Source organism: Oxalicibacterium faecigallinarum, from assembly GCF_014635705.1.
Lineage (GTDB): Bacteria > Pseudomonadota > Gammaproteobacteria > Burkholderiales > Burkholderiaceae_D > Oxalicibacterium > Oxalicibacterium faecigallinarum.
On the sequence record NZ_BMDI01000003.1, the window covers coordinates 194,534 to 220,108 of the forward strand.

Here is a 25,575-nt window from a genome sequence, read left to right on the forward strand (position 1 = left end):
TCTGCAGGTGCAGACGTGGGGTTGATTTTGTCCTGACGTTTTACCTGATTACGAATCACTATGAATCGCTATCCTCTCTGGAAGTACATCACGATCATTTTTACGCTGGTCGTCGGTGCGCTGTATACCGTGCCCAATTTCTTCGGCGAGTCGCCTGCTGTCCAGATCAGCAGTGCCAAGGCCACCATCAAGGTCGATACCGCATTGATGGGCCGCGTGGAAGAAATTCTGACCAAGGATGGCATTCCCAATACCGGCATCATGTACGAGACGATTGGCAATCAGGGCAGTGTCCGCGCCCGTTTTGCCTCGACCGACATTCAGTTCAAGGCCAAGGGTGTGCTTGAGCGTGAGCTGAATACAGACCCGACCGATCCCACTTATCTGGTTGCCTTCAACCTGTTGCCGAACACGCCGCAATGGCTGCAAAGCCTGAAAGCGGCACCGATGTATCTCGGCCTCGATCTGCGCGGTGGTGTGCACTTCCTGATGCAGGTTGATACCAAGGCAGTCATGAACAAACGCGTGACCGGCTTGCAGGCCAGCGTGCGCAGCATCCTGCGCGACAAAAATGTGCGCCACGCCGGTATCGCACGTGTGGGCGATACGGTTGAAATCTCCTTCCGTGACAACGAAACCCGTGAGCGCGCAAAAGCAGTGCTGGGTGACGAGTTGCGCGAACTGACGCTGGCTGACAGCGGCACCGGCAGTGACCTGAAACTGGTGGGCTCGATGCAGCCGACCGTGTTGCGTCAGACCATTGAAGATGCGGTTCAGCAAAACATCACGACCTTGTCCAAGCGGGTGAACGAACTGGGTGTGGCTGAGCCCGTGATTCAGCGTCAGGGCGCAGATCGCATCATCGTTCAGTTGCCTGGTGTGCAGGATGTGTCGCGGGCCAAGGACATCATCGGTAAGACCGCCACGCTGGAAGTCCGCATGGTCGATGAAAGCGTCATGCGCGGCACGGAAGAAACCGCCGCCATTCCATTCGGCTCCGAGCTGTTCCGTGTCGGCAAGAATGCACCGGTCGTGTTGTACAAAGATCCGGTCATCACGGGCGAATACATTTCCAGCGCATCGGCCAGCTTTGATCAGAACCAGCAGCCTTCTGTCAGCATCGATCTGAACGGTGACGGTGGTCGCCGCATGCGCGACGCAACACGTACGCGTGTTGGCAAGTCGATGGCGATCGTACTGTTTGAAAAGAACAAGGGCGAAGTTCTGACCGTGGCGACGATCCGTGACGAACTGGGTTCGCGCTTCCAGATTACCGGCATGGGTTCGTCGGAAGCGGCGGCCGATCTGGCACTGCTGCTGCGCGCCGGTTCGCTGGCGGCACCGATGGAAATCATCGAAGAACGTACGATTGGTCCGCAACTGGGTGCGGAAAACATCTCGATGGGTTTCCACTCGGTGCTGTGGGGCTTCGTCGCGATGGGTATCTTCATGATCATCTACTACCGCGTGTTCGGCATGTTCAGTGTCTTTGCACTGGCGGTCAACGTGATGCTGCTGGTGGCGATTCTGTCCTTGCTGCAGGCTACATTGACCTTGCCGGGTATTGCCGCGATTGCGCTGACACTCGGCATGGCAATTGACGCCAACGTTCTGATCAACGAACGTGTGCGTGAAGAGTTGCGAGCGGGGCAAACGCCGCAGCAGGCGATTGCGCTCGGCTTTGATCGTGCGTGGGCAACCATTCTGGATTCCAACATCACGACGCTGATTGCGGCGCTGGCCCTGCTGATCTTCGGCTCCGGTCCGGTACGCGGCTTTGCGGTGGTGCATGCGTTGGGCATCATCACGTCGATTTTCTCGTCGGTGTTTGTATCGCGCGGTGTGGTCAATCTCTGGTACGGCCGCAAGAAGCGTCTCACCAGCATTTCGATTGGTCAGGTCTGGAAGCCGACCGAATAAGCGTTACGCATCATCCTGAATCGATTGCATTGCGATTGTATTGATCAATAAATAAACAGATCGCTCCAAGGACGGGGCGATCGCTGAAGAGGTTAGTGATGGAATTTTTCCGGATCAATAAAGACATTCCCTTTCTGCGCCATGCCAAGATTTTCAACGTCATTTCAGTCTTGACGTTTTGTCTGGCGGCATTTTTCCTATTCTCTAAAGGCTTGCATCTGTCGATCGAATTCACGGGCGGCACCGTGCTCGAAGTGCAGTACAAGAAGCCGGCCGATCTGGAAGCGGTGCGTAAGGAGCTTGGCACGCTGGGTTACACCGATATGCAGGTGCAAAGCTTTGGCACGGCGCAGGACGTGCTGATTCGTCTGCCTGTGCAGGAAGGTGTCAGCACGCAGCAAGTCAGTGAACGTGTCATTGGCGCCTTGAAAGCGCAGGACGACACCGTCGAGCTCAAGCGCGTGGAGTTCGTTGGCCCGCAAGTGGGCGAAGAGCTGACGCACGATGGCCTGATGGCGCTGGGGATGCTGGTCATCGGCATCATGATTTATCTGGCTTTCCGCTTTGAATGGAAATTTGCGGTCGCTTCCATCTTTGCCAACCTGCATGACGTGGTGATCATTCTTGGTTTCTTTGCGTTCTTCGAATGGGAATTCTCGCTGACAGTGCTGGCGGCAGTTCTTGCCGTTCTTGGCTACTCGGTCAATGAATCGGTCATCGTGTTTGACCGTGTGCGTGAAACCTTCCGTGATCGCCGCTACGGCAAACTGCCTGTGGCCGAAGTCATGAACCACGCGATCACGCGCACCATCTCGCGTACCATCATCACGCACGGTTCGACCCAGCTGATGGTGTTGTCGATGTTCTTCTTTGGCGGCCCGACGCTGCATTACTTTGCATTGGCACTGACGATTGGTATCTGCTTCGGTATTTATTCTTCTGTCTTTGTGGCTGCAGCGATTGCAATGTGGCTAGGCGTTAAACGTGAAGACTTGATGGTGCCGGTCAAGGAAAAAACAGAGAACGATGGCGCAGTAGTCTGATCGTACTTAAGAAAAAAGCCGGCAATGCCGGCTTTTTTATTGGAGCGTGTATTTTTAATCCTGAAATCTTGAACTTGGTATGGCTTAGTTTTTTTCTGTGTCCTTTGCGATCTCTTTATTGACCTGATCGATCGCTTGTTTGAGTGAGCTGCCGTTCTTTTCGCGCTCAATCCGTATCAGTTCGTCGGCGAGCTCGACGTTACCGTCCAGTTTCCATACAAGGTAATCATACGAAAGCTGATTATTGGTATCAGCCCGTTCTTGCGACCGATGACGGCTCGATGTGAATCGCATACTCTGCCAAAGCCAGATGGCAGCAATCACTACAAAAATCGCTATGACCAGTTCTAGTCGGTAGTTCAGTATGAGTTCTGTCATGTGGAATTGCCGCTGCATAGATGAGCCTTTGGTAAAGGCAGGAGGCAATCAAACTCGCCCTTCATCTTTTTAAAGATAGATAAGAGAGATGCGCAATTGGGCTAGCGTTCTCTTGCGATCAATTGCATTTCCAACACGGCAAGATCGATTGAATTTGCGCACTCCATGGAATGGAGTGCGCACCAGCCGTCAAGGAATGAACATCAGGAAAAGCGCTGCTGCAACAGCAGTAGGAATGATTGCGCCGACAACCAGTCCCAGGATACTGATCGCGCCATCCTTAAAGCCTCCACGGAGCAAAGCGACACCGGCAGGATTTGGCGCATTGGCGATCACTGTCAGACCACCACCCGCAACAGCACCAGCCATCAGCATGTACTTCGCAGCGTCACTCATGCCTTCGATCAGTGAGCCGAGATAGGTCAATGCGGCGTTATCTGTGATCGCAGTCAAGAACAGGGCGCCAAAGAAGAGAGCCGTCGGTTCAAGTCCGGAAACGATTGGCTGTAACCACCATTGCTGCATGCCGCCGAGCACGACAAGGCCTGCAAGGAAAAAGCCGACCAGCAATCCTTCCTTGAGGATGAGAGGGCTTTGATACGGTTCATAAGCTTTAGTGAAACCAAGAAAGAACAGAAAGATCGCCAGGAAAATGACCGGATGATGCGCGAAATACACAACGCCGGCCAATGCCAGCAAATGCACGACTGCCACAATAATAGGCATCGGCAGTTCACCGCCTGCTTTTTCCACCTCGGAGGGTTTGTCGACCAGATGTTTAGCCAAAAGAATGGTGACGCCAGTCGCATTGATGAACACGGCAATCGCCGCTTTCCAGCCAAACGTTGCAGCCATGAAAGCGCTGTCCCAGTTCCAGGTGGCAGCGACCATTAGTACGGGCGGCGCTGCAAACGACGTAAGGGTGCCACCAATCGAGATGTTGACGAACAAGACGCCCAGTGCAGCGTATTTTTTCCATTCACGTAGACCGTCATGAAAGACGAGTGGCGCCAGCATCAGTGCGGCGAGGGTCATGGCTGCAGGCTCGGTGATCAAAGAGCCAATCAGAGGAACGACACACAGGCAGAGCCAGACGCGTGCGACAGCAGTGCGCATCGGCATGGCGCGGGCGAGTACGGCAACCAGTCCCTTGACTGTTTCCAGTACAGGGCGCGACGCCGCGATGATCATGATCACGAAAACAAACAGCGGCTCCGTGTAATGACGGGATTCTGCATACTCGATTGCATTCTGTGGTCCAACGACAAAAGCCATTGTGCAGACCAGGACAAAGGCCCAGAAGCCGAAGACGACCTCGATCTCACCCAGCAGGTGCAGGAGACCGGAGTGATGTTTGCTGCGATGTGCGAGTTTCTCGAACGACTTGGCAGCGAATGTGTGAATAAGTGCGATGCCAAATAACACGGCTGCGATGAGATTCATTTCTTCATTCATGGTGAGGGCTTTTTTTTTAACGGTGGCAATTACGCCATGCCGTGTAATCCAGGAATAAAAAAGCCGGGGATCAGCATGAGGACCAGTCCCCGGCAAGCGGTAAGGATTAATCCACCATCATCAAGATGGCGGTGTGATTACATCATGAATTGCGTGTACAACACCCAGCCTGTAATGCCGACCAGTGCGATGACACCGAACCATGCCCATGCAAACATCAGCTTGGATGGCAGCAGCTCACGTTCAAAATCGGTCTTGAAATTGTCTTTCAGTGCCTTGACGGTCAACCAGTACAAGACAGGAGAGAAGACGAGTGCCATCACCGATGCCAACTGCGTGACGAAGATCGGTTCAGGCAGACCGTAGATAATCGCGATACCTGCGATGATCCAGATGATCTGCATGCCACGATAGACGAGTTTGCGTGCCGTCGGTGTATCGAGCTTCTTGAATAGGCGTGCAGCGCACTCTTCGGTGATACGGGCCTGGCCATCGAAGTACGTGAACACGGTCGAGAACAGTGCTGCTACGCCGCCAGCAATAATGACCGGGAAGATCCAAGGGCCGAAGGTATCGGTATAGATACGCGCAATCGTTGCACCCATCTCGCTGCCTTTCGGTACCAGACCGAGCGGATTGAGAATGGCGGCACCGACGATCAGGAAGATCATGCCGGACAGCATCGACACGATGTACGAGATGTTCATGTCACGTTTGAAAAGGATCAGACTGTTTTTCATGTAGTCCTTATCCATTTCCACCTTGTGTCCTTGCGCACGCAGCTCATTGATCTTCACCATGCCGGCTTTTTTGTCGACGGCCCAGTTCGATTGCATCGGCGCAACTTCAAGCGTCGTCGGGAAGTAACCGAACATGGCGCCGAACAGCATCATGGCGGCGATTGGTGGCAGAGTCGGTGCCAGACGCGACAGATATTCCATCGGTGGCGGTGCTTGCAACGCAAACGCGATAAAGCATGAACCGGCAAAAATCAGAATCAGCAGTTTACAGATGCCTTCGACAGCCTTGTAACTACCGGCCCAAAGAATCGCAACCGTACCCAGCAGAATCACCACCGCCCATGTTTCCAGTGCCATGAATGGAAATGCTGCCCACAGCATGGCTGCGCAACCGAGTGCACGACCGGCGATGCCAACGGTATTGGCAAATCCTTGGAAAATCATGAACCACAGCGGCCAGTTACCGTTACGGTGATAGGCGTTGATGATGGTCTCGCCTTTGACCATCGTGTAGCGATGTGCAAATTCGAATGCACAATACTTGATGATGTAGGCCGCAAGAATGACCCAGAGCAGGTCATAGCCAAAACGGGCACCCGCTGTCGGCGCATGCATGATGTGGCTGGCGCCAATGCCTGTCATTGCCGCAGCAATACCAGGTCCCATCGCCTTCCAGGTGTCCACCAGCCCCGTGCCCGGTGCTTTCATGTGGATGGTTTCTTTCTTGTCTCCGGCAGACATGCCTGAGATGTTCATCGTTGTATCAGTCATTAATTCTAGTCTCCATATGAGGCTGGATAAGTGGCAAGAACATGCCGATTACCCTTGTTTCTTTTGCGTAAATAAAGGGATGCGTTGATTTCCTCCTTTCCGATGCGATATGCAAATAACTTCTATTGCGATGATTGCAATAGAAAACATATGGATTCGATTCTTTCGGGCGCGAGCCTGCCAGCCGACGATTGGGCTAGGCGAACGACTACAAGCTGCTAGAAAGCAGCGTTAGCGGCGGAAAATCGATTTACACGTTGGGAGGAAAAATTGCTGACTCGCGAGATGGAATCAGACAAATAGATGGCGTGAAAGCCAATGGCTATGGGTATAGGCATGCGTACTCTCCGCGTGGCGGCCCGACCGACGCAAAACCTGTTTATAGCACCATGCTAAAAACACCCATGAGGCTGGATAATATATAACAATTTCTTAACTTGCAACCCTATGTTTTTATTGAGTTTATTTTCTTAAATGAAAAAGCAAGTCAAAAGTGAGGGCAAAATGCAGTGGAAAATGCGGCCAAGCAAAGATGAGCGCATTACGTTTTATTGTTGGTCAGATGAGCATGTAACTTACCTAGTTCGTATTCAAGCGTATCAAAATCGGCTTCACTGTAATTTGCAAATGGCTGTTTGCAATGGGCGATGTGCGGCGTAAAGACGCGCTCGAATTCCTTCTCGCCGGCATCTGTCAGGCGCACGATGGTGCTGCGTCGATCCTCTTGTTGTATTGTGCGTACAACCAGACCGCTTGCTTCCAGCCGATCCACGACGCCAGTCAGCGTGCCCTTGGTAATCAGTGTTTTTTCACCTAGCTCCTTGAAACTCATGCCGGGTGTATTGCCGAGAGTGGCAATGATGTCGAACTGCGCAGGCGTTAGCCCGGTACGGCAGCGGATGTTAGCGGCGGCATGTCGCTCAAACGCCTGATAGCATTCGGCGAGCAGACGCACACTGCGAAGATAACGTTCACCCATGAGATTCTTTCACGGCGATGAATGGAAAAGGCCGACATCGTATGTCGGCCTTTTGTGATCAGGCAAGCAAAACGACTTAGTCTGCCTTGAGTGCTTCGACCTGGATGGCCAGTTTCACTTCAGGCGAGAAGCCGTAGTTCAGCGCGTAGTTCAAACCAAAATCGCTACGATTGAACGTGGCGGTTGCATTGGCACCGCAGACTTCACGCTTGAGCATTGGATGCTGAATGCATTTGAACTTGTCGATGTTCAGCTTGACTGGTTTGGTTACACCCAGCAAGGTCAGCTCGCCATCGACTTCTGCCGGTGCGTCGCCTTTGTATTTAATCGTTTTGCTCTTGTAGGTAATGGTTGGAAACTGCTCGACATTGAACATATCTTTGTTGCGTGCATGTTCATTCATTTTCTCATGGCCGAAATCGATGGACGACGCATCGATGGCGATATCCAGCGTACCGGTCTTGGCGGCACGATCCAGCGTGACGGTACCGCTGGTTTTGTTGAACTTGCCGCGCCAGAAGGAAATGCCCATGTGGTCGGCTTCAAAGCTGGGGTAGGTGTGGCCCGGTTCGATGTTATAGGTTTGTGCCGATGCTGCAGTGACAGAGGCTGCCAACAGGCAGAACAGGGCAAGTTGCTTTTTCATGTAAACACTCCTGATGTGGTTTTAGGTTGAGTTGGTGTAGTGCGTGTTGCAGGTGAAGATTCTTGTTCGGATTTACGGTGCGGCGACGACACGGAACTTGATCGACACATCATCTGCCACGATGCTGGTGTCTTTCCATTCGCCATCACCGATGCCGTATGTCAGACGCTTGATCGGCAAGGTGCCTTCAAACACGTGTGCTGTGCCTTCTTTTTTTACGGTGAGAGGAAAACTGACGTCGCTGCTCTTGCCCTTGATGGTGAGCTTGCCGGTCACATCCAGTTTGCCTGCTGCGCCGGCCTTGATCTGGGTGGAGGCAAACGTGGCTTTGGGAAATTGTGCGGTGTTGAACCATTCCTTCTTCTGTACTTCCTGGTTGTACATCGGATCGCCCAGATCGAAGCTGGTGACGTCGATATCAACGTTGGCTTTGGAGTTTTCCGGCGTGGCTGCGTCATAGCTGATCGCTGCGTTGAATTTCTTGAATTGCGCATCGACCGGCACATTCATTTGCTTGAAGGTGATGGTGACTTTGCTTTTTGCTACATCAGTTTTGAGTGCGGTTGCAGCGAGTGCTGGCAACGCGATGGCTGCCGCAGCAATAACAAGCCAGCGAGTCGGTTTGCCGGAAAGTGATTGGGTGAACATGCGTGATCCTTTCGATTGAGGAACGATAACGGTTGAAAGTGTGTATCAGGGAAGCATGCGTTGCAGCGTGCGATCCCGATCAATGAACTGGTGCTTGGCGACGGCGAGCACGTGAAGCACGAACACGCCAAGCAGCAGCATGTTCAGCCAGTAATGCGCCAACTTGAGTATGTTGCGCAATTCAGGGTCGGGACCGATCCAGACCGGCATTGGCCAGATGCCGAGATAAGTGACGGGAATGCCGGCCGCGAGGCTGTAGAAATAGCCAGTGAGCGGAATGGCAAAGATCAGAAAGTAGAGCAGGGCATGTGCGCCGTGTGCGGCGTTCTGCTGCCATTGAGGCATGTTGCGGTCGTAGGCAGGTGGCTGATGGATCAGACGCCACAACAGACGCAGGCATGCCAGCCCGAAGATCGTGACGCCAGCCCATTTATGCCACGAATAATATTTGAGTTTGGTTGGTGTGATGCCTGGAATGTCGGCCATGGTCCAGCCAAGAAAGAAGGTGCCGATGATGGCAAGCGCGATCAGCCAGTGCAGCGCGATGGCGGGCAGGCTGTAGCGAGTGGTGGATGCGCGCATGGTCGAATTCGCAAAAAGTTCTAACTAGAACTAATATAGCAAAATAAAAGAAGCTGTGCAGCAAACCTTGGTATTGGTTCATTGCACAGCTTCTGACAAGGCAACGTGCAGTAAGTTGCCTGAACGCTTTCTATGTTCTGGGCGGCTTAGATGTCGCGTGCCAGCTTGCTGGCGTAGCCGATATAGCTGGCCGGCGTCATCGCCAGCAACTGATCCTTGGCATCCTGAGGGATGTCCAAGGTGGTGATGAAGGCGCGCATATCGTCTTTCGAGATGCCTTTGCCACGCGTCAGTTCTTTCAACTGCTCGTACGGATTCTCGATGCCGTAGCGACGCATGACGGTTTGTACCGGTTCGGCCAGTACTTCCCAGGTATCGTCCAGATCCTGGGCGATGCGTTCCGGATTGACTTCCAGCTTGTTCAGGCCGCGCAGGCAGCTGTCATACGCGAGAACGGCATAACCGAAACCAACGCCGATATTGCGCAGCACGGTGGAGTCGGTCAGATCGCGCTGCCAGCGCGATACAGGCAGTTTTTCCGCCATGTGCTTGAGCACGGCATTGGCCATGCCCAGATTGCCTTCCGAGTTCTCGAAATCGATTGGATTGACTTTGTGTGGCATGGTCGATGAACCGATTTCGCCTGCCTTGGTCTTTTGCTTGAAGTAGCCAAGCGCGATGTAACCCCAGATGTCGCGATTCAGATCCAGCAGGATGGTGTTGGTGCGTGCAATCGCATCGAACAGTTCTGCCATGTAATCGTGCGGCTCGATCTGGATGGTGTACGGGTTGAATGTCAGGCCAAGACGGTTTTCGATCACGTCTTTGGAAAAGGCTTGCCAGTCAGTTTCTGGATACGCGGACAAATGCGCATTGAAGTTGCCGACGGCACCGTTCATCTTGCCGAGAATTTGCACATTGGCAATGCGATCACTCGCGCGCTTGAGGCGGGCAACGACGTTCGCCATTTCCTTGCCGAGCGTGGTCGGGCTGGCAGGTTGGCCGTGCGTGCGCGACATCATTGGCAGATCGGCATTTTCATGCGCGAGTTGCGTGAGTTTGTCGATGATGGTTTGCAAGGCGGGCAACAACACATCATTGCGTGCTGCCTTGATCATCATGCCGTGCGACGTGTTGTTGATGTCTTCCGACGTGCAGGCAAAGTGAATGAATTCGGTCGCGGCAACCAGTTCCGGCACATCCTTGACTTGTTCTTTGAGCCAGTACTCAACGGCTTTGACGTCGTGATTGGTGACCGCCTCGATGTCCTTGATGCGCTGTGCATCGGCTTCCGTGAAATCCGTGGTCAGTTTGATCAGACGCGCATTGGCTTCTGCCGAGAATGGTTTGATTTCGGCAAAGCCGGCTGACGACAAGGCTTGCAGCCAGGCGATTTCGACCTTGACGCGGTGATGCATGAAGCCGGATTCGGACAGGATAGGGCGCAGCTTGTCTGTCTTGCTGGCGTAGCGGCCATCCAGTGGCGACAGAGCGGAAAGGGTGGAAAGCGACATGATGTTGAGCGTTGAACGCGATAGCGTGAATGAACAGGGCGTCCGCGCGTGCTGGTAAGCGTTTGGCGGGCGTAAAAAGCAAGGCGTTATTCTACCACCGCACCACGGTGCTCCCGTTGCAAAACTGCACGACCCCGTACGGAGCAAGAGGTCATTTTCCAGAGGCGGCGCGGTATAATCGCCTTCCGATTTTTGAAGCGGTACATCATGAAACTGATTGGTTCCCTTGGTAGTCCTTTCGTCCGCAAGGTTCGCATCGTGATGCAGGAGAAACGCCTTGACTACGAGCTGGTACTCGACAATGTCTGGGCCGCGGACACCACGATTCAGCATTCGAATCCGCTGGGTAAAGTGCCTTGCCTCGTGATGGAAGACGGTGGCGCCATGTTCGATTCACGTGTCATTGTCGAATATCTGGACACGCTGACGCCGGTCGGCAAACTGATTCCGCCGAATGGCCGTGAACGTGCTGAAATCAAATGCTGGGAAGCGCTGGCGGACGGTGTGCAGGATGCGGGTTTGCTGATCCGCCTGGAAAAAACCTTGCGCAAGGAAGAGCAGCGTAGCCAGGCCTGGGTTGATCGCCAGATGGCCAAGGTGACGGGAGGCTTGCAGGCAATGGCGGACGGCCTGAAAGACAAGACCTTCTGTGGCGGCACGCACTACAGCCTCGCTGATGTTGCAGTTGGTTGTGCATTGGGCTGGCTGGATTTCCGTTTTCCTGAAATCAAATGGCGTGCCGATCACCCGAATCTTGAAAAGCTGTTTGAGCGCCTGAGCGAACGTCAGTCGTTCAAGGAAACGCTGCCGCAATAAGCAGTGGTTTCTGGAAAATAGAAAAGGACGCCGAGGCGTCCTTTTTTGTTCTCGGTATAAGGCGCTGTGAGATAAATTAGCGCATTTTATTCGTCATGCCTTGTTCGTTATCGAGCCAGTTGTCGCCTTGCTTAGGCAAGAAGAAGGCATAAACAATCAGGGAGATAAACATCATCACGGTCGCATAGATGACAAACGTCGAGACATGATCACTCTTAAGCGCTGCCTGGTAGAACAAGGGGGCGGTACCGCCAAAAGCGGAATTGGCCAGAGCGTAGCCCAAACCGACCCCTAAAGCACGGATATGAGTTGGGAAGAGTTCGGCTTTCACCACTGCATTGATCGAGGTATAGCCCGTCAAAATCACAAAGCCCACCGTCAATACCAAAAACGCAGATGCCCAATGCGTCTGTTGTGGCAAGTACTGCACCAAATACCAGGTATAGAGAACGCCTCCAATACCAAAGAAGACCAACAACGATTTTCGGCCTACGATATCAGAGAGCCACCCCCCTACTGGTTGCATCACCATCAGCACAATCAATGCCGCCAAATTGATAATGGTGCCGGTCATGACATCGCCGCCAGAGAAGGCACTTTGAATCATCTTCGGACCGGTCACAGAGTAAGTGTAAAAAGCGATGGTGCCGCCGGCGGTTACTAGGAAACACAGCAGTAAGGGGCGCCATTGATTCACGAACAACTCACGCAGCGAACCTGTTTGTTGGGCCTTGCCTTCCCGTGCTTTGGCAATTTGTTCAGGAGAAAGGGATTCATCCATGGTTCGGCGCAACCAGAACACCACAATCGCGCCCACCCCGCCCAAGCCAAAAGCCACGCGCCAGCCCCAATCAGAAATTGCGCCTTTATCAAAAAAGCTCAACATGAACAGCAACACAGCTTGCGCCAAGACATGTCCGCCTACCAGCGTGACGTAATGGAATGATGAAAGAAATCCGCGCCGACCGGGGATTGCTGCCTCAGACATATAAGTGGCACTGGTACCGTATTCGCCACCGGTCGCAAAACCTTGAACCAAACGAGCCAACAATAAAATGACGGCTGCCGTGGCACCAATCGTTGCAGCAGAGGGAGTGACCGCAATGATAAAGGAGCACGCGGCCATCATTGTCACAGAGACGGTCAGTGCCAGACGGCGACCATAGCGATCGGCAAATCGCCCAAAGTACCAAGCGCCTAATGGTCGCATCAAGAAAGTCATGGCAAAAATCGCCCACACGTACAGGGTGGCATTTTTGTCGTCAGGGGAAAAAAATTGGGTTTCAAAATAGGTGGCAAAAACGGAGTAGACGTAAACGTCATACCACTCCACCAAATTGCCGGCTGAGCCCTTGAGGGTGTTGGAAATCGATCGGCGAAGATTGTGTTGTGTTGATGTGACTGCTGGTGAAGCTGACATATGACTTGCCTATCGATAATTTTTGAATGGCACAGGATAACCAAAAATCGCTGGCAGGACCGAGTGAGGCCGATTTTTGAAAATCTTGCCAAATTGCAGATCTGAATTATGACAATTTTGACGAAGCATGATTTCGTCAAAAAATTAAACTTCAATAATTTTCATTTGAAGTTTTTGGAAATGCGACCTTGTGTGGATTTGGTCCATTCCTTGAGCAAAAATCCATCACGGCTAGTTAGTCTAGAAAACTAAGTAGGCATGGTTATAACGACACTTACAGGAAGTGGAGGTGGGCAGTTGCTTGAGTAACTAGCGTGTACCGCACTAGCCATTTGGGTTTGCGACTTACTCTACTATGCTGGGTAACTTCATCACCATAGGGAATATCGTACTGGTGAGGTGTGACTAACCCGCATCCCCTGGATGTTTTCGACGACGGCCTGTGTCGAAAAGGGAAGTTTCGGACGCTGGAAATTTGTGCGGCCAGTCAGGGAACTGCTACTGACTCAAAGCGCCCCTCGGAGGAGCATTGCTCTATTGAAAGTTACGCATCCAAGGGGTGTATAACGGCGCGTATTTTCATGCGTAAACTGCCAGGCAATCAAAAAAATTATTCGCCTTCCATCATCTGCGCTTGCAGATAGTTCTGGATGCCGATTTTTTCGATCAGGTCGAGCTGTGTTTCGAGCCAGTCGATATGCTCTTCGGTGTCGTCCAGGATGTACTGAAACAGTTCGCGCGAAACATAGTCGCCTACCGCTTCGCAGGCAGCGATGCCTTCTTTCACGGTTTTCTGCGCGGCTTTTTCCAGACCCAGATCGCAGTTCAGCATTTCCGGCGTGGTTTCGCCGATCATCAGCTTGTGCAGTGCTTGCAGATTAGGCAGACCGTCGAGCATCAGAATACGATCGATCAGCTTGTCGGCGTGTTTCATTTCGCCAATCGATTCTTCGTACTCTTTCTTCGCGATCTTTTCAAAGCCCCAATGCTTGTACATGCGTGCATGCAGGAAGTACTGATTGATTGCGGTGAGTTCGTTGGTGAGCTGCGCGTTGAGCAGCTTCAGGACGTTGGTGTCGCCTTTCATGGGAGCCTCTATTCTGGTGAAAGCGTTGGATGCAGGAAAAGTCCATGCATGGATTCAGGCGCCCATGATAGTTGAAGAAGGGCGATCTTGTATCATTTTGACTGCATTTTGTTAGCAGGAATCGTTCGTGTTTCGATTGCTTCAAGTAAGTAGGGATGCGGGCTGGCGCCCCTTCCTTGTCGAACTGACGTGCGATAAAAAACGCGCCGAGGCACATGGCCGGAGCGCGTTTTTGTCGGGCAGACTGAAAGGGATTACTTCGGCGTTTCCGTCACAAAACCCATCTTGGTCAGACCGCCAGCCTGTGCTGCAGACATGACTTGCGCCACCTTTTCATACTGTGTTGTACGAGCGGCATGCAGGTGCAGTTCAGGTTGTGGTTCCGTTTTTGCGGCATCGGCGATGCGTGCTGCCAGATCCGCTTCATTGATGGAGTCACCGTTCCAGAATACGGTGCCTTCCGCATCAATCGACAGGCTGATGGTCTCCGGCTTGACATCATTCGGCTGGCTGGCTGCGCGTGGCAGATCCAGTTTGACCGCATGATTCATCACAGGAATGGTGATGATGAAGATGATCAGCAGCACCAGCATCACGTCGACCAGCGGCGTGGTGTTGATCTCGGGGTTGAAATCGTCCTCTTCGGACAGGGAGCCCATTGCCATTATTTACCTCCGACTGCCACCAGCTTTTTTCCTGCACCATTTGGCGTACCGGCATCATTGGCACGTGCGCCGGTCACGAACAGGGCATGCAGATCAAAGCCGAACTTGTTCATTTTTGCGATTAGCGATTTGTTGCCGCGAACCAGCGCGTTGTAGCCGAAGGTTGCAGGAATCGCGACCGCCAGACCGATGGCGGTCATGATCAGTGCTTCACCAACCGGACCGGCAACTTTATCAATACTGGCTTGGCCGGAGGTGCCGATTGCCACGAGTGCATGGTAAATGCCCCAGACGGTACCGAACAGGCCGACAAACGGTGCAGTTGAGCCTACCGATGCGAGCACCGCCATGCCAGCTTGCAGCTTGGCCGCAGATTCATCGATGCCTTGACGCAGCGACAGCGTGATCCAGTCACTGGTCGACAATTGATCGTGCAGATGGCCTTTGTGTGCTTCGTGGTGACGCATTGCCGTGGTGCCGGCTTCCGCGATTTCCGCAAACGGGTTGTTATGGCCGAGGGTTGCCTTGCCTTCTTCCAGGCTGGTCGCATCCCAGAATTCGTGACCGGCAGCATGCGCTGCGCGACGATACTGGAACAGCTGAATGGCTTTGCTGATGATGACGTACCATGAGGCGATCGACATCACGACCAACAGCACGGCGACCGTCTTGATGATGATGTCGCCTTGAGCCCACAAACTCTCGAGACCATACGGATTAACTGCTTCCATGATTTTTCCTTCTTTATCTATTTAACGTGAAATTGATCGGTACGATGGCAAACGCAGGCGTCGGTCTGCCATCCTCGATATAAGGTTTGAACAGGGCACGCATGACGGCGTCACGAGCCGCGTCATCCATCCGCAACGAGCCGGAAGATTTCTGAATCTCGATACGTTCTGCCTTGCCTTTTTCATTGATCAGCACGCGTAGCGTCACGGTACCTTCATTGCCCATCCGTGCGTCCAGTGGAGGATATACCGGACGCGGGGCATTAATGTAGGAAACACCGGAGATCGTCTTTGGCAATGCTGGCGCGGCTGGCGCAGCAGGGGCCGGCGGCGTGAAGACGGCCGGCGGTTCTTTCGATTCCTGTTGCGGCGCTTCTGGCGGGACTTCTTCAGTAATGGCTTTTTCTGCAGGCTTCTCGCTGATCACCGGACGTGGCTTTGGTTGCGCCACCGGTTTTTTCACGACAGGCACGGTCTTTGGCGGAGCAGGCTGCGGTTTGGGTTCTGGCGGTGGTTCCAGTGTGACGAAGCTTGCAATGATTTCGCGCGGCAGGGTTTGTGCAACTTGATGAACAAGACCGCCGCGTAGCGCGTAGAACAAGCCGACGTGCAAGGCGATAACAATTATGAGAGGAAGGTACCTTCTTAATTGCAGAGCGAGTTGTGGGTTTTGCGAAGGTGCTGACAACGACATTGGTAATGCATTCATAGAGTAGTGCTTATGCGGCCATTGCTTGTGTGTGGAACATGATCGGCTGCACAGCGTTTGGTTGCGCATTGGCCAGACATTCACGCAAAATGTTTTTTGCGCAGGAGTTGCATTTCCCGCAACACGTGCCGACTTCCAGCTGATCGCGTAATTCTGACATCCGTGTCAGTCCGCCATCAACCGCCTGCCGAATTTTCCTGTCCGAAACATTGCTGCAAACACAAACAATCATTCGATGCCTCTTGCCGTCTACGTTGTAGGTTAACAAAGCCAAAAAGGGTAGTTCTTTTTATGTGCGATGCCGGCTTAAGGCCGGCATCCGGGTATTCCTGTATTCATTCTGCTCGATTCAGTTCATTCGACTGCCTGCTACCAGGCGCGTCAGAATGCTGAACCTTTCCGGTGGCGGCATTGCACGTTCCACTACCGTCCCCCACTGTTCCGAAAGCTGCTGGCATGTCGCTCGCAGAACAGGTGCCAGATCTGGTAACTCCGCCAGCGCTTTCAAATGGCGCTCAATAACCGATGCCAGCTTGATACATGCTGCACTTTCCTGGTTGTTGGCTGTGTACTGCGACATCAGGTGCAGGACTGCCGAGACCAGCAACTCCGGTTGTGCCGAAGCCTTATTCGGTTCGCGCAATGCCTGGTAAGCCTTTTCGATTGCCATCAAACTCTCCTTGTAGGTTGGTCTGCTGGCTGGCGCAACAAGATGATTGTTGTGCAGGCTGGCTTGCAGGAATCGCGGATATTTCTTAAGCCGTCAAAATCAGTTTGTTCAATTGCGTCAGGCGAAGGCGATAGATGCGACCTTCATGGGCAATTTCCACTTCGCGCATTTGCTGAAACAAATCGCGACTGTTGATGCGCTCGATAGGTTTGTCTGCTGCCGTGCGTGCACGGGGTGCGGATAACCGGTTTTCCTGCATATTGCGTTGTGCCGTGATCGTCATTATATCCTCTTTATTAAATGAGAACAATTCTTGTTTAGATTATTGTCCAACTAAATGAGGAATGCAAGGATTTTTACGGATTTGTGGCCACTACTTAGTAAGAAAGTGTGAACAACATGGATCTGGCGCAACACCTTGCCAGTCAAGGCTCTCAAAGCGATGTCCAAAAGAAAAAACGCGCCAGTCTGGCGCGTTTTGGAGCGGGTTGGGTTCAGTTCAGCGGGTTAAAGGAATGGGCCTGTGCGATCGGCCAGTAGCGCGCAAAGACTTCTGGCAGCGTGCTGGTGGAGCCTGCTTCGGCTTCACTTAATAGCTGACCGGGCTCCAGATAAGGCAACAGCGCCGAGGCCAGTTTGACCTGATTGGCAGACACGCGACGCACAAGGTGATGCGGTTTCAAATCCGAGGGATGGGTCAATCCTGCTGCGGCAATCAACTCAGCCAGCGCTTTCAGCGTGTTCTGATGGAAATTGGCAACGCGTTGTGCCTTGTCGGGCACGACCAGCGCGCGTTGTCGCAGCGTATCCTGTGTGGCGATGCCCGTCGGGCAGCGGTCGGTGTGGCAGCTTTGGGACTGAATACATCCCAGTGCAAACATAAAACCGCGCGCGGAGTTGCACCAGTCGGCACCGAGCGCAATCGTGCGCACGATATCGAAAGCACTGACAATCTTGCCAGAGGCGCCTAGCTTGATCTTGTCGCGCAATTTCGCGCCAACGAGGGTGTTATGCACAAGGAGCAAGGCTTCCTGCAGCGGCATGCCGACGTGGTCGGTAAACTCAACTGGCGCCGCGCCGGTCCCTCCTTCGCCGCCATCAATCACAATGAAGTCCGGCGTGATGCCGGTTTCCATCATCGCTTTGACGATGCCAAAAAATTCCCACGGATGGCCGATGGCAAGCTTGAAGCCAGTGGGCTTGCCGCCAGACAGCGTGCGCAATTGTTCGACAAACTGCAGCAAACCGATCGGGCTATCAAAAGCGGAATGGGACGAGGGCGAAATGCAGTCAATACCTTCAGGAATGCCACGTGCTTCGGCAATCTCTTTGGTCACCTTGGCACCGGGCAGCATACCCCCATGGCCAGGCTTGGCGCCTTGCGAGAGTTTGATCTCGATCATCTTCACTTGCGACAGCGTGGCATTGCGTGTGAATTGTTCTGGGGAAAAATTGCCTTTCTCATCGCGGCAACCAAAGTAGCCGGAACCGATTTCCCAGACCAGATCGCCGCCCGGCTCTCCTGATTGTTCCGGGCGGTGATAGCGACTGATGCTGCCTTCGCCGGTATCGTGCATAAAGCGACCAATTTGCGCACCCTGGTTCAAGGCGCGAATGGCGTTGGCGGACAGTGAGCCAAAACTCATGGCCGAGATGTTGAATACGCTTGCGGAATACGGTTGGGCGCGATCACCACCAATTGTGATCCGGAAATCGTGGGACCCTACCTTGCTCGGTTGAATCGAGTGGTTGATCCATTCGTAATCGCTTTGATAAACATCGTACTGGGTGCCGAAAGGACGCTTATCGATATCCTGCTTTGCGCGTTGATAGACCAGCGAACGCTGGTTGCGCGAGAACGGATGCGCGGCGGCATCTTCTTCCAGAAAATACTGGCGAATTTCGGGACGGACCGATTCAAACAAGTAGCGGAAATGCGCGAGGATCGGATAATTGCGTAGCAGGGCATGATTCTTCTGACGCATGTCCATGATGCCAAGCAAGGTCAGTGCGCCGGAAGCCAGAAGCAGCCACCAGCCGCTGTTAAATAGCAGGACACTGGCAAGGGACGCAACAAAAAGTACAACAGCAATCGCCATCGCGACATAGCGTATGGGCAAAAAACGCATCGCATCTCCTGAATTGCGCATCATCTGGGTGACGCTGGAAAGCGACAGTGTACAACGTTAAAAAAAATTGCCGCACCACAACTTCGTTCTGATCAGCGTATGCTTGTTCACAATCTGGTTCGGCACGCCACAAGTGCCGCGATCATTTCATTGGTGAGCAAAAGGCTATGAAGATAGAAGCGGATAGTGCGGTGTACAAAACATTGCTGGAATCGACCAAGGCGATTCCATGGAAGCTCGACTGGCGAACCATGCAGTTTGCCTACATCGGTCCGCAGATTGAAAGGGTGCTGGGCTGGTCTGTCGAGAGCTGGGTCAGCGTGCAGGATTGGGCCGAGCGAATTCATGAAGAAGATCGCGAACAAGTAGTCAATTTCTGTATTTCCCAATCCAAGGAAGGCGCGGATCATGAGGCGGATTACCGCGCCCTGACCAAAGATGGTGATTACGTCTGGATTCGCGATGTGGTGCATGTCGTGCGCAACGATGCGGGCGAGGTCGAAGCGCTGATTGGCTTCATGTTTGATATCAGCGAGCGCAAAAAGACGGAAGCCAAGCTGATTGATCTGCAGAAGGAGTTGGAGGCCTTATCGTTCAAGGACGGATTGACGGGTGTTGCCAATCGGCGCATGTTCGATTCGGTGATGGAGCTGGAGTGGAGCAACGCACGTCGCAATAACCGGCCGCTTGCACTGATCATCATCGATATCGATTACTTCAAACAGTACAACGATTGCTATGGACATATTCAGGGCGATCAGTGTCTGCAACGTGTTGCCAAGACGTTGGCATCGGCGGCGACCCGGTCTCGCGACTTTTTTGCGCGCTTTGGCGGCGAAGAATTCATGCTGGTATTGCCGGAGACCGATGAGGCATCCGCAGTCAAGGTGGCAGAGCGTTGTCGCAATCTGATCTTCAAGGAGCAAATTGCGCATGCGCAGTCTGCCGTGAGCCAGATTCTGACGATCAGCATGGGTGTCGGTGCAATCATCCCGACGCATCAGGATTCGATTTCTTCATTCATCGACGCAGTGGATCGTCGCTTGTATGCAGCCAAGCAAAAAGGACGCAACTGCATTGCCAGCGACGGGCGATGAGTGCTGCAATCAAAAAATAAAGCCGTCATCAGACGGCTTTATTTTTGTGGATCAGGCAATGGCGTTGCTGGTGTCGATAATCCCGCCGCCGAGGCAGACATCGCCCTGATACAGCACGGCAGACTGCCCTGGCGTCACAGCCCACTGCGGTGTCGAAAATGCGAGTGAAAAGCCGTCTGCACTGGTGTGCTGACGGCAATCAACATCTGCCTGGCGATAACGAGTCTTGGCAAACAGCGCTTCATCCGTCGGTGGGGTGCCGGCAATCCAGCTCATCTGACCCGCATGCAGTTCGGACGACAGCAGCCATGGATGATCGTGTCCCTGCACAACATAGAGCGTGTTGTTGACCACATCCTTGCGTGCGACATACCATGCATCACTGGTGCCATCTGCATTGCGGTGTGTCTTCATGCCGCCAATGCCGATACCCTTGCGCTGCCCCAGGGTATAAAAGCTCAGACCGACGTGTTCGCCAACGACAGTGCCGTCCGGCGTTTTCATCGGGCCCGGCTGATAGGACAAGTAGCGATTCAGAAACTCGCGAAACGGGCGTTCGCCAATAAAGCAGATGCCGGTCGAATCTTTCTTGGTTGCATTCGGCAATTTGAGTTGCTCGGCGATCTTGCGAACCTCGGTCTTTTTGATTTCACCGAGCGGGAACAGTGTTTTTGCCAGTTGCGCTTGATTCAGGCGATGCAGGAAATAACTTTGATCCTTGCTGGCATCGACGGCCTTGAGCAATTGAACCTGACCGGCATCCGGACCGCTGGTTACTTCACGGACGCGTGCGTAATGGCCGGTCGCGATGAGATCGGCGCCCAGCGAGACCGCATGATCCAGAAACGCCTTGAATTTGATTTCTGCATTGCACAGCACATCGGGATTGGGCGTACGGCCGGCCTCGTACTCGCGCAGAAACTCGGCGAACACGCGATCTTTGTATTCGGCGGCGAAGTTGACCGCTTCGATGTCCACGCCGACCACATCGGCGACGCTGGCTGCATCAATCCAGTCCTGGCGCGTCGAGCAATACTCGGAATCGTCATCGTCTTCCCAGTTCTTCATGAACAGGCCGATGACCTCATAACCTTGTTCCTTCAGCAGCCAGGCAGAAACAGACGAATCGACACCGCCGGACATGCCGATGACGACACGCTTCTTAGCCATTGAGTGCCTCGTGCGGAACATCGTAGACGGAAGAGTGCGTAATCAGATAGGACAGGGGCATGCGCTTGCCGGCCAGATAGTCATCCACACGTTGCATGACGGATGGGCTGCGATGCTTGTCCCGGCAAGCCATCATTTCGTCGTAGGTCATCCAGACCGCGCGCAGGATGCCCACATCCAGCGGTTGATCATGCTGGGCACCCACTTCACCGCAGAAGGTAAAGCTCAGATAGGTAATGTCCTTGCCGGTTCGGGCGGAAACGTAACGCGACATGTAAATGCCGATCAAGCCAGTCGGCGTGAACTCGTGCGCGGTTTCTTCCATTGCTTCGCGCGAGACGGCTTGCTCCAGCGATTCGCTCGGGTCCAGATGTCCGGCAGGCTGGTTGAATCGCACGCCTTCACTGGTTTCTTCTTCAACCAGCAAAAAGCGGCCTTCACGTTCCATGACGGCGGCGACGGTAACGGATGGTTTCCAGATATCAGACATATTGGCTTTCGGAATAGCCCGCTATTCTAGCCTGCGCCAGCAAAAATTGCCGTTCCTGTGCGGTTTGTGGCAAGTTTTTCAAAAGAAATCGCATGTTTTTTTACGAAAAATTGCCTTAAATCCTTTGCTTGTCCGAGATTTGGTCGTATCCTTGCCGGTTCATTTCTTGGCGGTTCTTGACACGAAGCTTACAAAATCGCCAATTTGCGACATTGTGATGCGTGTTTTAATGGGCACTTGCACACCGATTTTGGCAACGTCGCGAAATGAAGTGCTGCGCTCTATAGAAGAGCGTGTGCCGCTAACCATGAATTTGATTGCTCAGATGCCTGCAAATGGCTTCTGGCGAATTTTTAGCAAAACGGAATAACTATGCAGCGCATCATGCTCAGAGCCAAGATTCACCGCGCAACGGTGACGCAGGCTGATCTGCATTATGAAGGTTCGTGCGGTATTGACGAAGACCTGCTGAACGCGGCCGATATCAAGGTCGGCGAGAAAATTGAGCTGTACAACGTCAACAATGGCGAGCGTTTCTCCACCTACGCCATCAAGGGCGCAAAGGGTACCGGCGAGATTTCCCTGAATGGCGCGGCTGCGCGGCGCGCACATCTGGGTGATTTGCTCATCATCTGTACATATGGACCGATGAGCGACGAGGAAATTGAAACCTACGAGCCCAAGATTGTTTTTGTTGATGAACATAATCGCATTACGGGACTGAAGCAGCAGTAGTCAGTTGCAGCACCAGACAAACCCGGTCGCGCTTCCTAGCAGCTAGAACCGGGTTTTTATGTATGTGCCGGTCGCGTCAGAAAAAGAATTTAAACAACTTAAGAGAGAAGTTATGTCTTTAGTGATAGGAGTGCCGCGGGAAACATTCCCCGGCGAAACACGTGTTGCAACCGTCCCTGAGGTTGTACAAAAGCTCATCAAGCAAGGTTATGCCATCGCTGTGGAAACCGGTGCCGGCGCAGCCTCGAATATCAGTGACGATGAATACCGCGAAGCCGGTGCAGAAATTCTCGGCAGTGCTGCTGAAGTCTGGTCCAAGGCTGACATCGTTTTCAAACTGCGTGGTCCGAACGAAGAAGAAGTCGGCCTGCTGAAAGACGGCGGTACGCTGGTCAGCTACATCTGGCCTGCGCAAAATCCGCAATTGATGGAAAAGCTGGCTGCTAAAAAAGCAACCGTGCTGGCCATGGATTCCGTGCCACGTATCTCGCGTGCGCAGAAGATGGATGCCTTGTCTTCGCAAGCCAACATCGCCGGTTACCGTGCGGTTATTGAAGCCGCCAATGCATTCGGTCGCTTCTTCACTGGTCAGATCACGGCTGCAGGTAAAGTACCGCCGGCCAAGGTCTTCGTGATCGGTGCGGGCGTGGCCGGTCTGGCTGCAATCGGTACCGCTGCCAATCTGGGCGCGATTGTTCGTGCCAACGATACGCGCAAGGAAGTTGCCGACCAGATCATTTCGATGGGCGGCGAGTTCATCGCGGTTGACTACGAAGAAGACGGTGCCGGGACCGGTGGTTACGCCAAGGTGATGTCGGAAGAATTCCAGAAGGCGCAGCGCGAAACCTTTGCGCAGCAAGCCAAGGAAGTTGACATCATCATCACGACGGCGCTGATTCCAGGCAAACCGGCACCGAAGCTGATCACGGCAGAAATGGTCCAGTCGATGAAGCCGGGTTCGGTCATCGTCGACCTGGCAGCGGAGCAGGGCGGTAACTGCGAACTGACCGTTCCGGGCGAAGTGACGACCGTGCATGGCGTCACCATCATTGGTTACAAGGATCTGCCGACGCGTCTGGCCAAGACGGCATCGACGCTGTATGCAACCAACCTGTTCCGTCTCTCGGAAGATCTGATCAAGACCAAGAGCGTTGATCCTGCCGGCGAAGGTGCTGCTGCGATCAAGATGAACATGGAAGACGAAGTCGTGCGTGGCACGACCGTCATCGATCAGGGCAATGTGACCTGGCCGCCGCCAGCACCGAAGTTGTCGGCTGCGCCTGCACAACCGAAGCCTGCTGCGGCCGCACCTGCGCCAGCGCATGGCCATGGTCCAAGCACGACCGTATCGTCGCCGACACGTGTGGTCGTCATGTTCGCATTTGCAACCTTGTTGTTCGGTTTGATCGGCTTTGGTGCGCCTAGCGCGTTCCTCGGCCATCTGACGGTATTCGTATTGGGTTGTTTCATCGGCTACATGGTCGTTTGGAATGTGACGCCGGCACTGCATACCCCGCTCATGAGCGTAACCAACGCCATCTCGTCGATCATCGTGATCGGTGCGCTGGTACAGGTTGCACCTCCGCTGGCGGATGGTATTACGCGCCCTGAAATGCTGATCAAAGTCATGGCTGCCCTTGGCATCGTCCTGACCGCCATCAACATGTTCGGTGGTTTTGCCGTTACCCGTCGCATGCTCGACATGTTCCGTAAGAATTAAGAAGGAGACTCCCAATGTCTGCAAATCTGGCTACTGTCTCCTACATCGGAGCAACAATTCTGTTCATTCTCAGTCTGGGCGGCTTGTCGCACCCGGAAACCTCGCGCCGTGGCAACCTGTACGGCATGATCGGTATGGCAATCGCCGTGCTGGCGACCGTGTTTGGTCCACGCGTTACCGCTGACGGCTACGCATGGATCATCATCGCGCTGGTCGTCGGTGGCGCAATCGGTCTGTACGCAGCCAAGGTCGTCAAAATGACCGAAATGCCGGAGCTGGTTGCATTGATGCACAGCTTCGTCGGTCTGGCTGCAGCACTGGTCGGTTTCGCCAGCTATGTCGATCCGTCGCTGCATTTCGAAGGCGCAGAAAAAACCATTCATGACGTCGAAATCTATATCGGCATCCTGATTGGTGTGGTGACCTTCTCCGGTTCGCTGATCGCTTTCGGCAAACTGAACGGCAAGATCGGCGGCAAACCGCTGATGCTGCCAGCGCGTCACTGGCTCAATCTTGGTTTGCTGGTGATCGTGATCTACTTCGGTGCCCAGTTCATCCAGGCAGAAACCGTGTCGGAAGGCATGACCCCGCTGATCATCATGACCATCATCGCGCTGCTGTTCGGTATTCACATGGTCATGGCCATCGGTGGTGCGGATATGCCGGTCGTGGTGTCGATGCTCAACAGCTATTCGGGCTGGGCTGCTTCGGCAACCGGCTTCATGCTGAGCAACGATCTGCTGATCGTGACTGGCGCACTGGTTGGTTCGTCGGGTGCGATTCTGTCGTACATCATGTGCAAGGCAATGAACCGTAACTTCTTCAGCGTGATCGCTGGTGGTTTCGGCGGTGGTGCACCAAAGGCTGGTGGCGCTGCGAAAGAACAGGTTGGTGAAGCGACGCCTGTGACGGCACAAGAAACGGCTGAACTGCTGCGCGAAGCGAAAAGCGTTGTGATCGTTCCAGGTTACGGTATGGCTGTTGCGCAAGCACAGCACACCGTGAATGAAATCACCAAGTTCCTGCGTGAAAAGAAAGTCAACGTGCGTTTTGCGATTCACCCGGTTGCCGGTCGTATGCCTGGTCACATGAACGTGCTGTTGGCCGAAGCAAAAGTGCCGTACGACATCGTGCTGGAAATGGATGAAATCAACGAAGACTTTCCGGATACCGACGTTGTCATGGTCATCGGCGCGAACGATATCGTGAACCCGGATGCACAGGATGATCCGGACAGCCCGATTGCCGGCATGCCGGTTCTGGAAGTCTGGAAAGCAGAAACCACGATTGTCATGAAGCGTTCGATGGCTTCGGGCTACGCTGGTGTCGACAATCCACTGTTCTACAAAGAAAACAATCGCATGTTGTTCGGCGATGCGAAGAAGATGCTGGATGAAGTCCTGGCAACGCTCAAAGGCTAAGTTTTTCTGGCCTGATCAAAAAAGCCCGCTTACGCGGGC

General features: G+C 53.5%; 27 protein-coding genes. 8 read left to right on the forward strand and 19 right to left on the reverse strand.

Annotated elements, in window-relative coordinates:
- Window positions 1-60: 60 nt before the first annotated feature.
- Both secD and secF read left to right on the forward strand, forming a co-directional pair.
- Window positions 61-1,920, forward strand: a complete 1,860-nt coding sequence (secD, locus tag IEV29_RS14410) for a protein translocase subunit SecD (protein WP_188382022.1) — start codon at window positions 61-63, stop codon at window positions 1,918-1,920.
- 98 nt (window positions 1,921-2,018) lie between these two features.
- Entirely contained in the window at window positions 2,019-2,963 is a 945-nt protein-coding gene (gene secF / locus IEV29_RS14415; RefSeq protein WP_188382023.1) for a protein translocase subunit SecF, read from the forward strand.
- A gap of 84 nt (window positions 2,964-3,047) precedes the next feature.
- Here the strand turns inward: secF and IEV29_RS14420 are convergent, their stop codons facing one another.
- The 8 genes from IEV29_RS14420 to purB form a co-directional block, all read right to left on the reverse strand.
- Window positions 3,048-3,341, reverse strand: coding sequence for a hypothetical protein (locus tag IEV29_RS14420; protein ID WP_188382024.1), 294 nt, complete (start codon window positions 3,339-3,341; stop codon window positions 3,048-3,050).
- Between the two features lie 189 nt (window positions 3,342-3,530).
- Complete coding sequence (locus tag IEV29_RS14425) at window positions 3,531-4,784, reverse strand: putative Na+/H+ antiporter (protein WP_229726427.1); 1,254 nt, start codon at window positions 4,782-4,784, stop codon at window positions 3,531-3,533.
- Between the two features lie 149 nt (window positions 4,785-4,933).
- Entirely contained in the window at window positions 4,934-6,307 is a 1,374-nt protein-coding gene (locus tag IEV29_RS14430; RefSeq protein WP_188382026.1) for an Nramp family divalent metal transporter, read from the reverse strand.
- 541 nt (window positions 6,308-6,848) lie between these two features.
- Window positions 6,849-7,286 (reverse strand): MarR family winged helix-turn-helix transcriptional regulator, encoded by a 438-nt coding sequence (locus IEV29_RS14435; protein ID WP_188382027.1) that lies wholly within the window; start codon window positions 7,284-7,286, stop codon window positions 6,849-6,851.
- Between the two features lie 76 nt (window positions 7,287-7,362).
- Window positions 7,363-7,932: a YceI family protein gene (locus IEV29_RS14440; protein WP_188382028.1), complete on the reverse strand. Its 570-nt coding sequence runs from the start codon at window positions 7,930-7,932 to the stop codon at window positions 7,363-7,365.
- A gap of 72 nt (window positions 7,933-8,004) precedes the next feature.
- A complete protein-coding gene (locus tag IEV29_RS14445) occupies window positions 8,005-8,580 on the reverse strand; it encodes a YceI family protein (protein WP_188382029.1) in 576 nt (191 codons plus the stop codon).
- Between the two features lie 45 nt (window positions 8,581-8,625).
- Window positions 8,626-9,162: a cytochrome b gene (locus tag IEV29_RS14450; RefSeq protein ID WP_188382030.1), complete on the reverse strand. Its 537-nt coding sequence runs from the start codon at window positions 9,160-9,162 to the stop codon at window positions 8,626-8,628.
- Between the two features lie 146 nt (window positions 9,163-9,308).
- Window positions 9,309-10,676 (reverse strand): adenylosuccinate lyase, encoded by a 1,368-nt coding sequence (gene purB, locus IEV29_RS14455; RefSeq protein WP_188382031.1) that lies wholly within the window; start codon window positions 10,674-10,676, stop codon window positions 9,309-9,311.
- Window positions 10,677-10,883: 207 nt separating this feature from the next.
- Between purB and IEV29_RS14460 the strand changes: the two genes are divergently transcribed.
- Window positions 10,884-11,492, forward strand: coding sequence for a glutathione S-transferase N-terminal domain-containing protein (locus IEV29_RS14460; RefSeq protein ID WP_188382032.1), 609 nt, complete (start codon window positions 10,884-10,886; stop codon window positions 11,490-11,492).
- A 76-nt stretch (window positions 11,493-11,568) separates the two neighbouring features.
- Here the strand turns inward: IEV29_RS14460 and IEV29_RS14465 are convergent, their stop codons facing one another.
- The 9 genes from IEV29_RS14465 to IEV29_RS14505 all read right to left on the reverse strand — a co-directional run bounded on the left by IEV29_RS14465 (window position 11,569) and on the right by IEV29_RS14505 (window position 18,903).
- On the reverse strand, window positions 11,569-12,912 hold the full coding sequence (locus IEV29_RS14465) for an MFS transporter (RefSeq protein WP_188382033.1): 1,344 nt from the start codon (window positions 12,910-12,912) through the stop codon (window positions 11,569-11,571).
- 610 nt (window positions 12,913-13,522) lie between these two features.
- Complete coding sequence (bfr, locus tag IEV29_RS14470; RefSeq protein ID WP_188382034.1) at window positions 13,523-13,999, reverse strand: bacterioferritin; 477 nt, start codon at window positions 13,997-13,999, stop codon at window positions 13,523-13,525.
- A 254-nt stretch (window positions 14,000-14,253) separates the two neighbouring features.
- Window positions 14,254-14,664 (reverse strand): ExbD/TolR family protein, encoded by a 411-nt coding sequence (locus IEV29_RS14475; protein WP_188382035.1) that lies wholly within the window; start codon window positions 14,662-14,664, stop codon window positions 14,254-14,256.
- On the reverse strand, window positions 14,664-15,395 hold the full coding sequence (locus IEV29_RS14480) for a MotA/TolQ/ExbB proton channel family protein (RefSeq protein ID WP_188382036.1): 732 nt from the start codon (window positions 15,393-15,395) through the stop codon (window positions 14,664-14,666). Before IEV29_RS14480 ends, IEV29_RS14475 begins: the two co-directional genes overlap by 1 nt.
- A gap of 13 nt (window positions 15,396-15,408) precedes the next feature.
- A complete protein-coding gene (locus IEV29_RS14485; RefSeq protein ID WP_188382037.1) occupies window positions 15,409-16,104 on the reverse strand; it encodes an energy transducer TonB in 696 nt (231 codons plus the stop codon).
- A gap of 10 nt (window positions 16,105-16,114) precedes the next feature.
- Window positions 16,115-16,336 (reverse strand): (2Fe-2S)-binding protein, encoded by a 222-nt coding sequence (locus IEV29_RS14490; RefSeq protein ID WP_188382038.1) that lies wholly within the window; start codon window positions 16,334-16,336, stop codon window positions 16,115-16,117.
- A 117-nt stretch (window positions 16,337-16,453) separates the two neighbouring features.
- Window positions 16,454-16,774, reverse strand: coding sequence for a hypothetical protein (locus IEV29_RS14495; protein ID WP_188382039.1), 321 nt, complete (start codon window positions 16,772-16,774; stop codon window positions 16,454-16,456).
- Between the two features lie 85 nt (window positions 16,775-16,859).
- The gene (hemP, locus tag IEV29_RS14500; RefSeq protein WP_229726438.1) at window positions 16,860-17,033 is read right to left on the reverse strand and encodes a hemin uptake protein HemP; all 174 of its coding nucleotides are present in this window, start codon (window positions 17,031-17,033) and stop codon (window positions 16,860-16,862) included.
- Between the two features lie 235 nt (window positions 17,034-17,268).
- A complete protein-coding gene (locus tag IEV29_RS14505; RefSeq protein ID WP_188382041.1) occupies window positions 17,269-18,903 on the reverse strand; it encodes an FMN-binding glutamate synthase family protein in 1,635 nt (544 codons plus the stop codon).
- A 167-nt stretch (window positions 18,904-19,070) separates the two neighbouring features.
- Here IEV29_RS14505 and IEV29_RS14510 point away from each other — a divergent pair, with 167 nt between their 5' ends.
- Entirely contained in the window at window positions 19,071-20,000 is a 930-nt protein-coding gene (locus tag IEV29_RS14510; RefSeq protein ID WP_188382042.1) for a GGDEF domain-containing protein, read from the forward strand.
- A gap of 51 nt (window positions 20,001-20,051) precedes the next feature.
- Here the strand turns inward: IEV29_RS14510 and mnmA are convergent, their stop codons facing one another.
- Window positions 20,052-21,170, reverse strand: a complete 1,119-nt coding sequence (gene mnmA / locus IEV29_RS14515; protein ID WP_188382043.1) for a tRNA 2-thiouridine(34) synthase MnmA — start codon at window positions 21,168-21,170, stop codon at window positions 20,052-20,054.
- Window positions 21,163-21,660: an NUDIX hydrolase gene (locus IEV29_RS14520; protein ID WP_188382044.1), complete on the reverse strand. Its 498-nt coding sequence runs from the start codon at window positions 21,658-21,660 to the stop codon at window positions 21,163-21,165. The genes mnmA and IEV29_RS14520 overlap by 8 nt, the downstream gene beginning before the upstream one ends.
- Window position 21,661: 1 nt before the next feature.
- On the opposite strand from IEV29_RS14520, the gene IEV29_RS14525 reads away from it, so the two are divergent.
- The 4 genes from IEV29_RS14525 to pntB all read left to right on the forward strand — a co-directional run bounded on the left by IEV29_RS14525 (window position 21,662) and on the right by pntB (window position 25,536).
- Window positions 21,662-22,030 (forward strand): hypothetical protein, encoded by a 369-nt coding sequence (locus IEV29_RS14525; RefSeq protein ID WP_188382045.1) that lies wholly within the window; start codon window positions 21,662-21,664, stop codon window positions 22,028-22,030.
- Between the two features lie 2 nt (window positions 22,031-22,032).
- On the forward strand, window positions 22,033-22,395 hold the full coding sequence (gene panD / locus IEV29_RS14530; RefSeq protein ID WP_188382046.1) for an aspartate 1-decarboxylase: 363 nt from the start codon (window positions 22,033-22,035) through the stop codon (window positions 22,393-22,395).
- 112 nt (window positions 22,396-22,507) lie between these two features.
- Window positions 22,508-24,115, forward strand: coding sequence for a Re/Si-specific NAD(P)(+) transhydrogenase subunit alpha (locus tag IEV29_RS14535; protein WP_188382047.1), 1,608 nt, complete (start codon window positions 22,508-22,510; stop codon window positions 24,113-24,115).
- Window positions 24,116-24,129: 14 nt separating this feature from the next.
- Window positions 24,130-25,536, forward strand: a complete 1,407-nt coding sequence (gene pntB, locus IEV29_RS14540; RefSeq protein ID WP_188382048.1) for a Re/Si-specific NAD(P)(+) transhydrogenase subunit beta — start codon at window positions 24,130-24,132, stop codon at window positions 25,534-25,536.
- The last annotated feature ends 39 nt before the right edge of the window (window positions 25,537-25,575 follow it).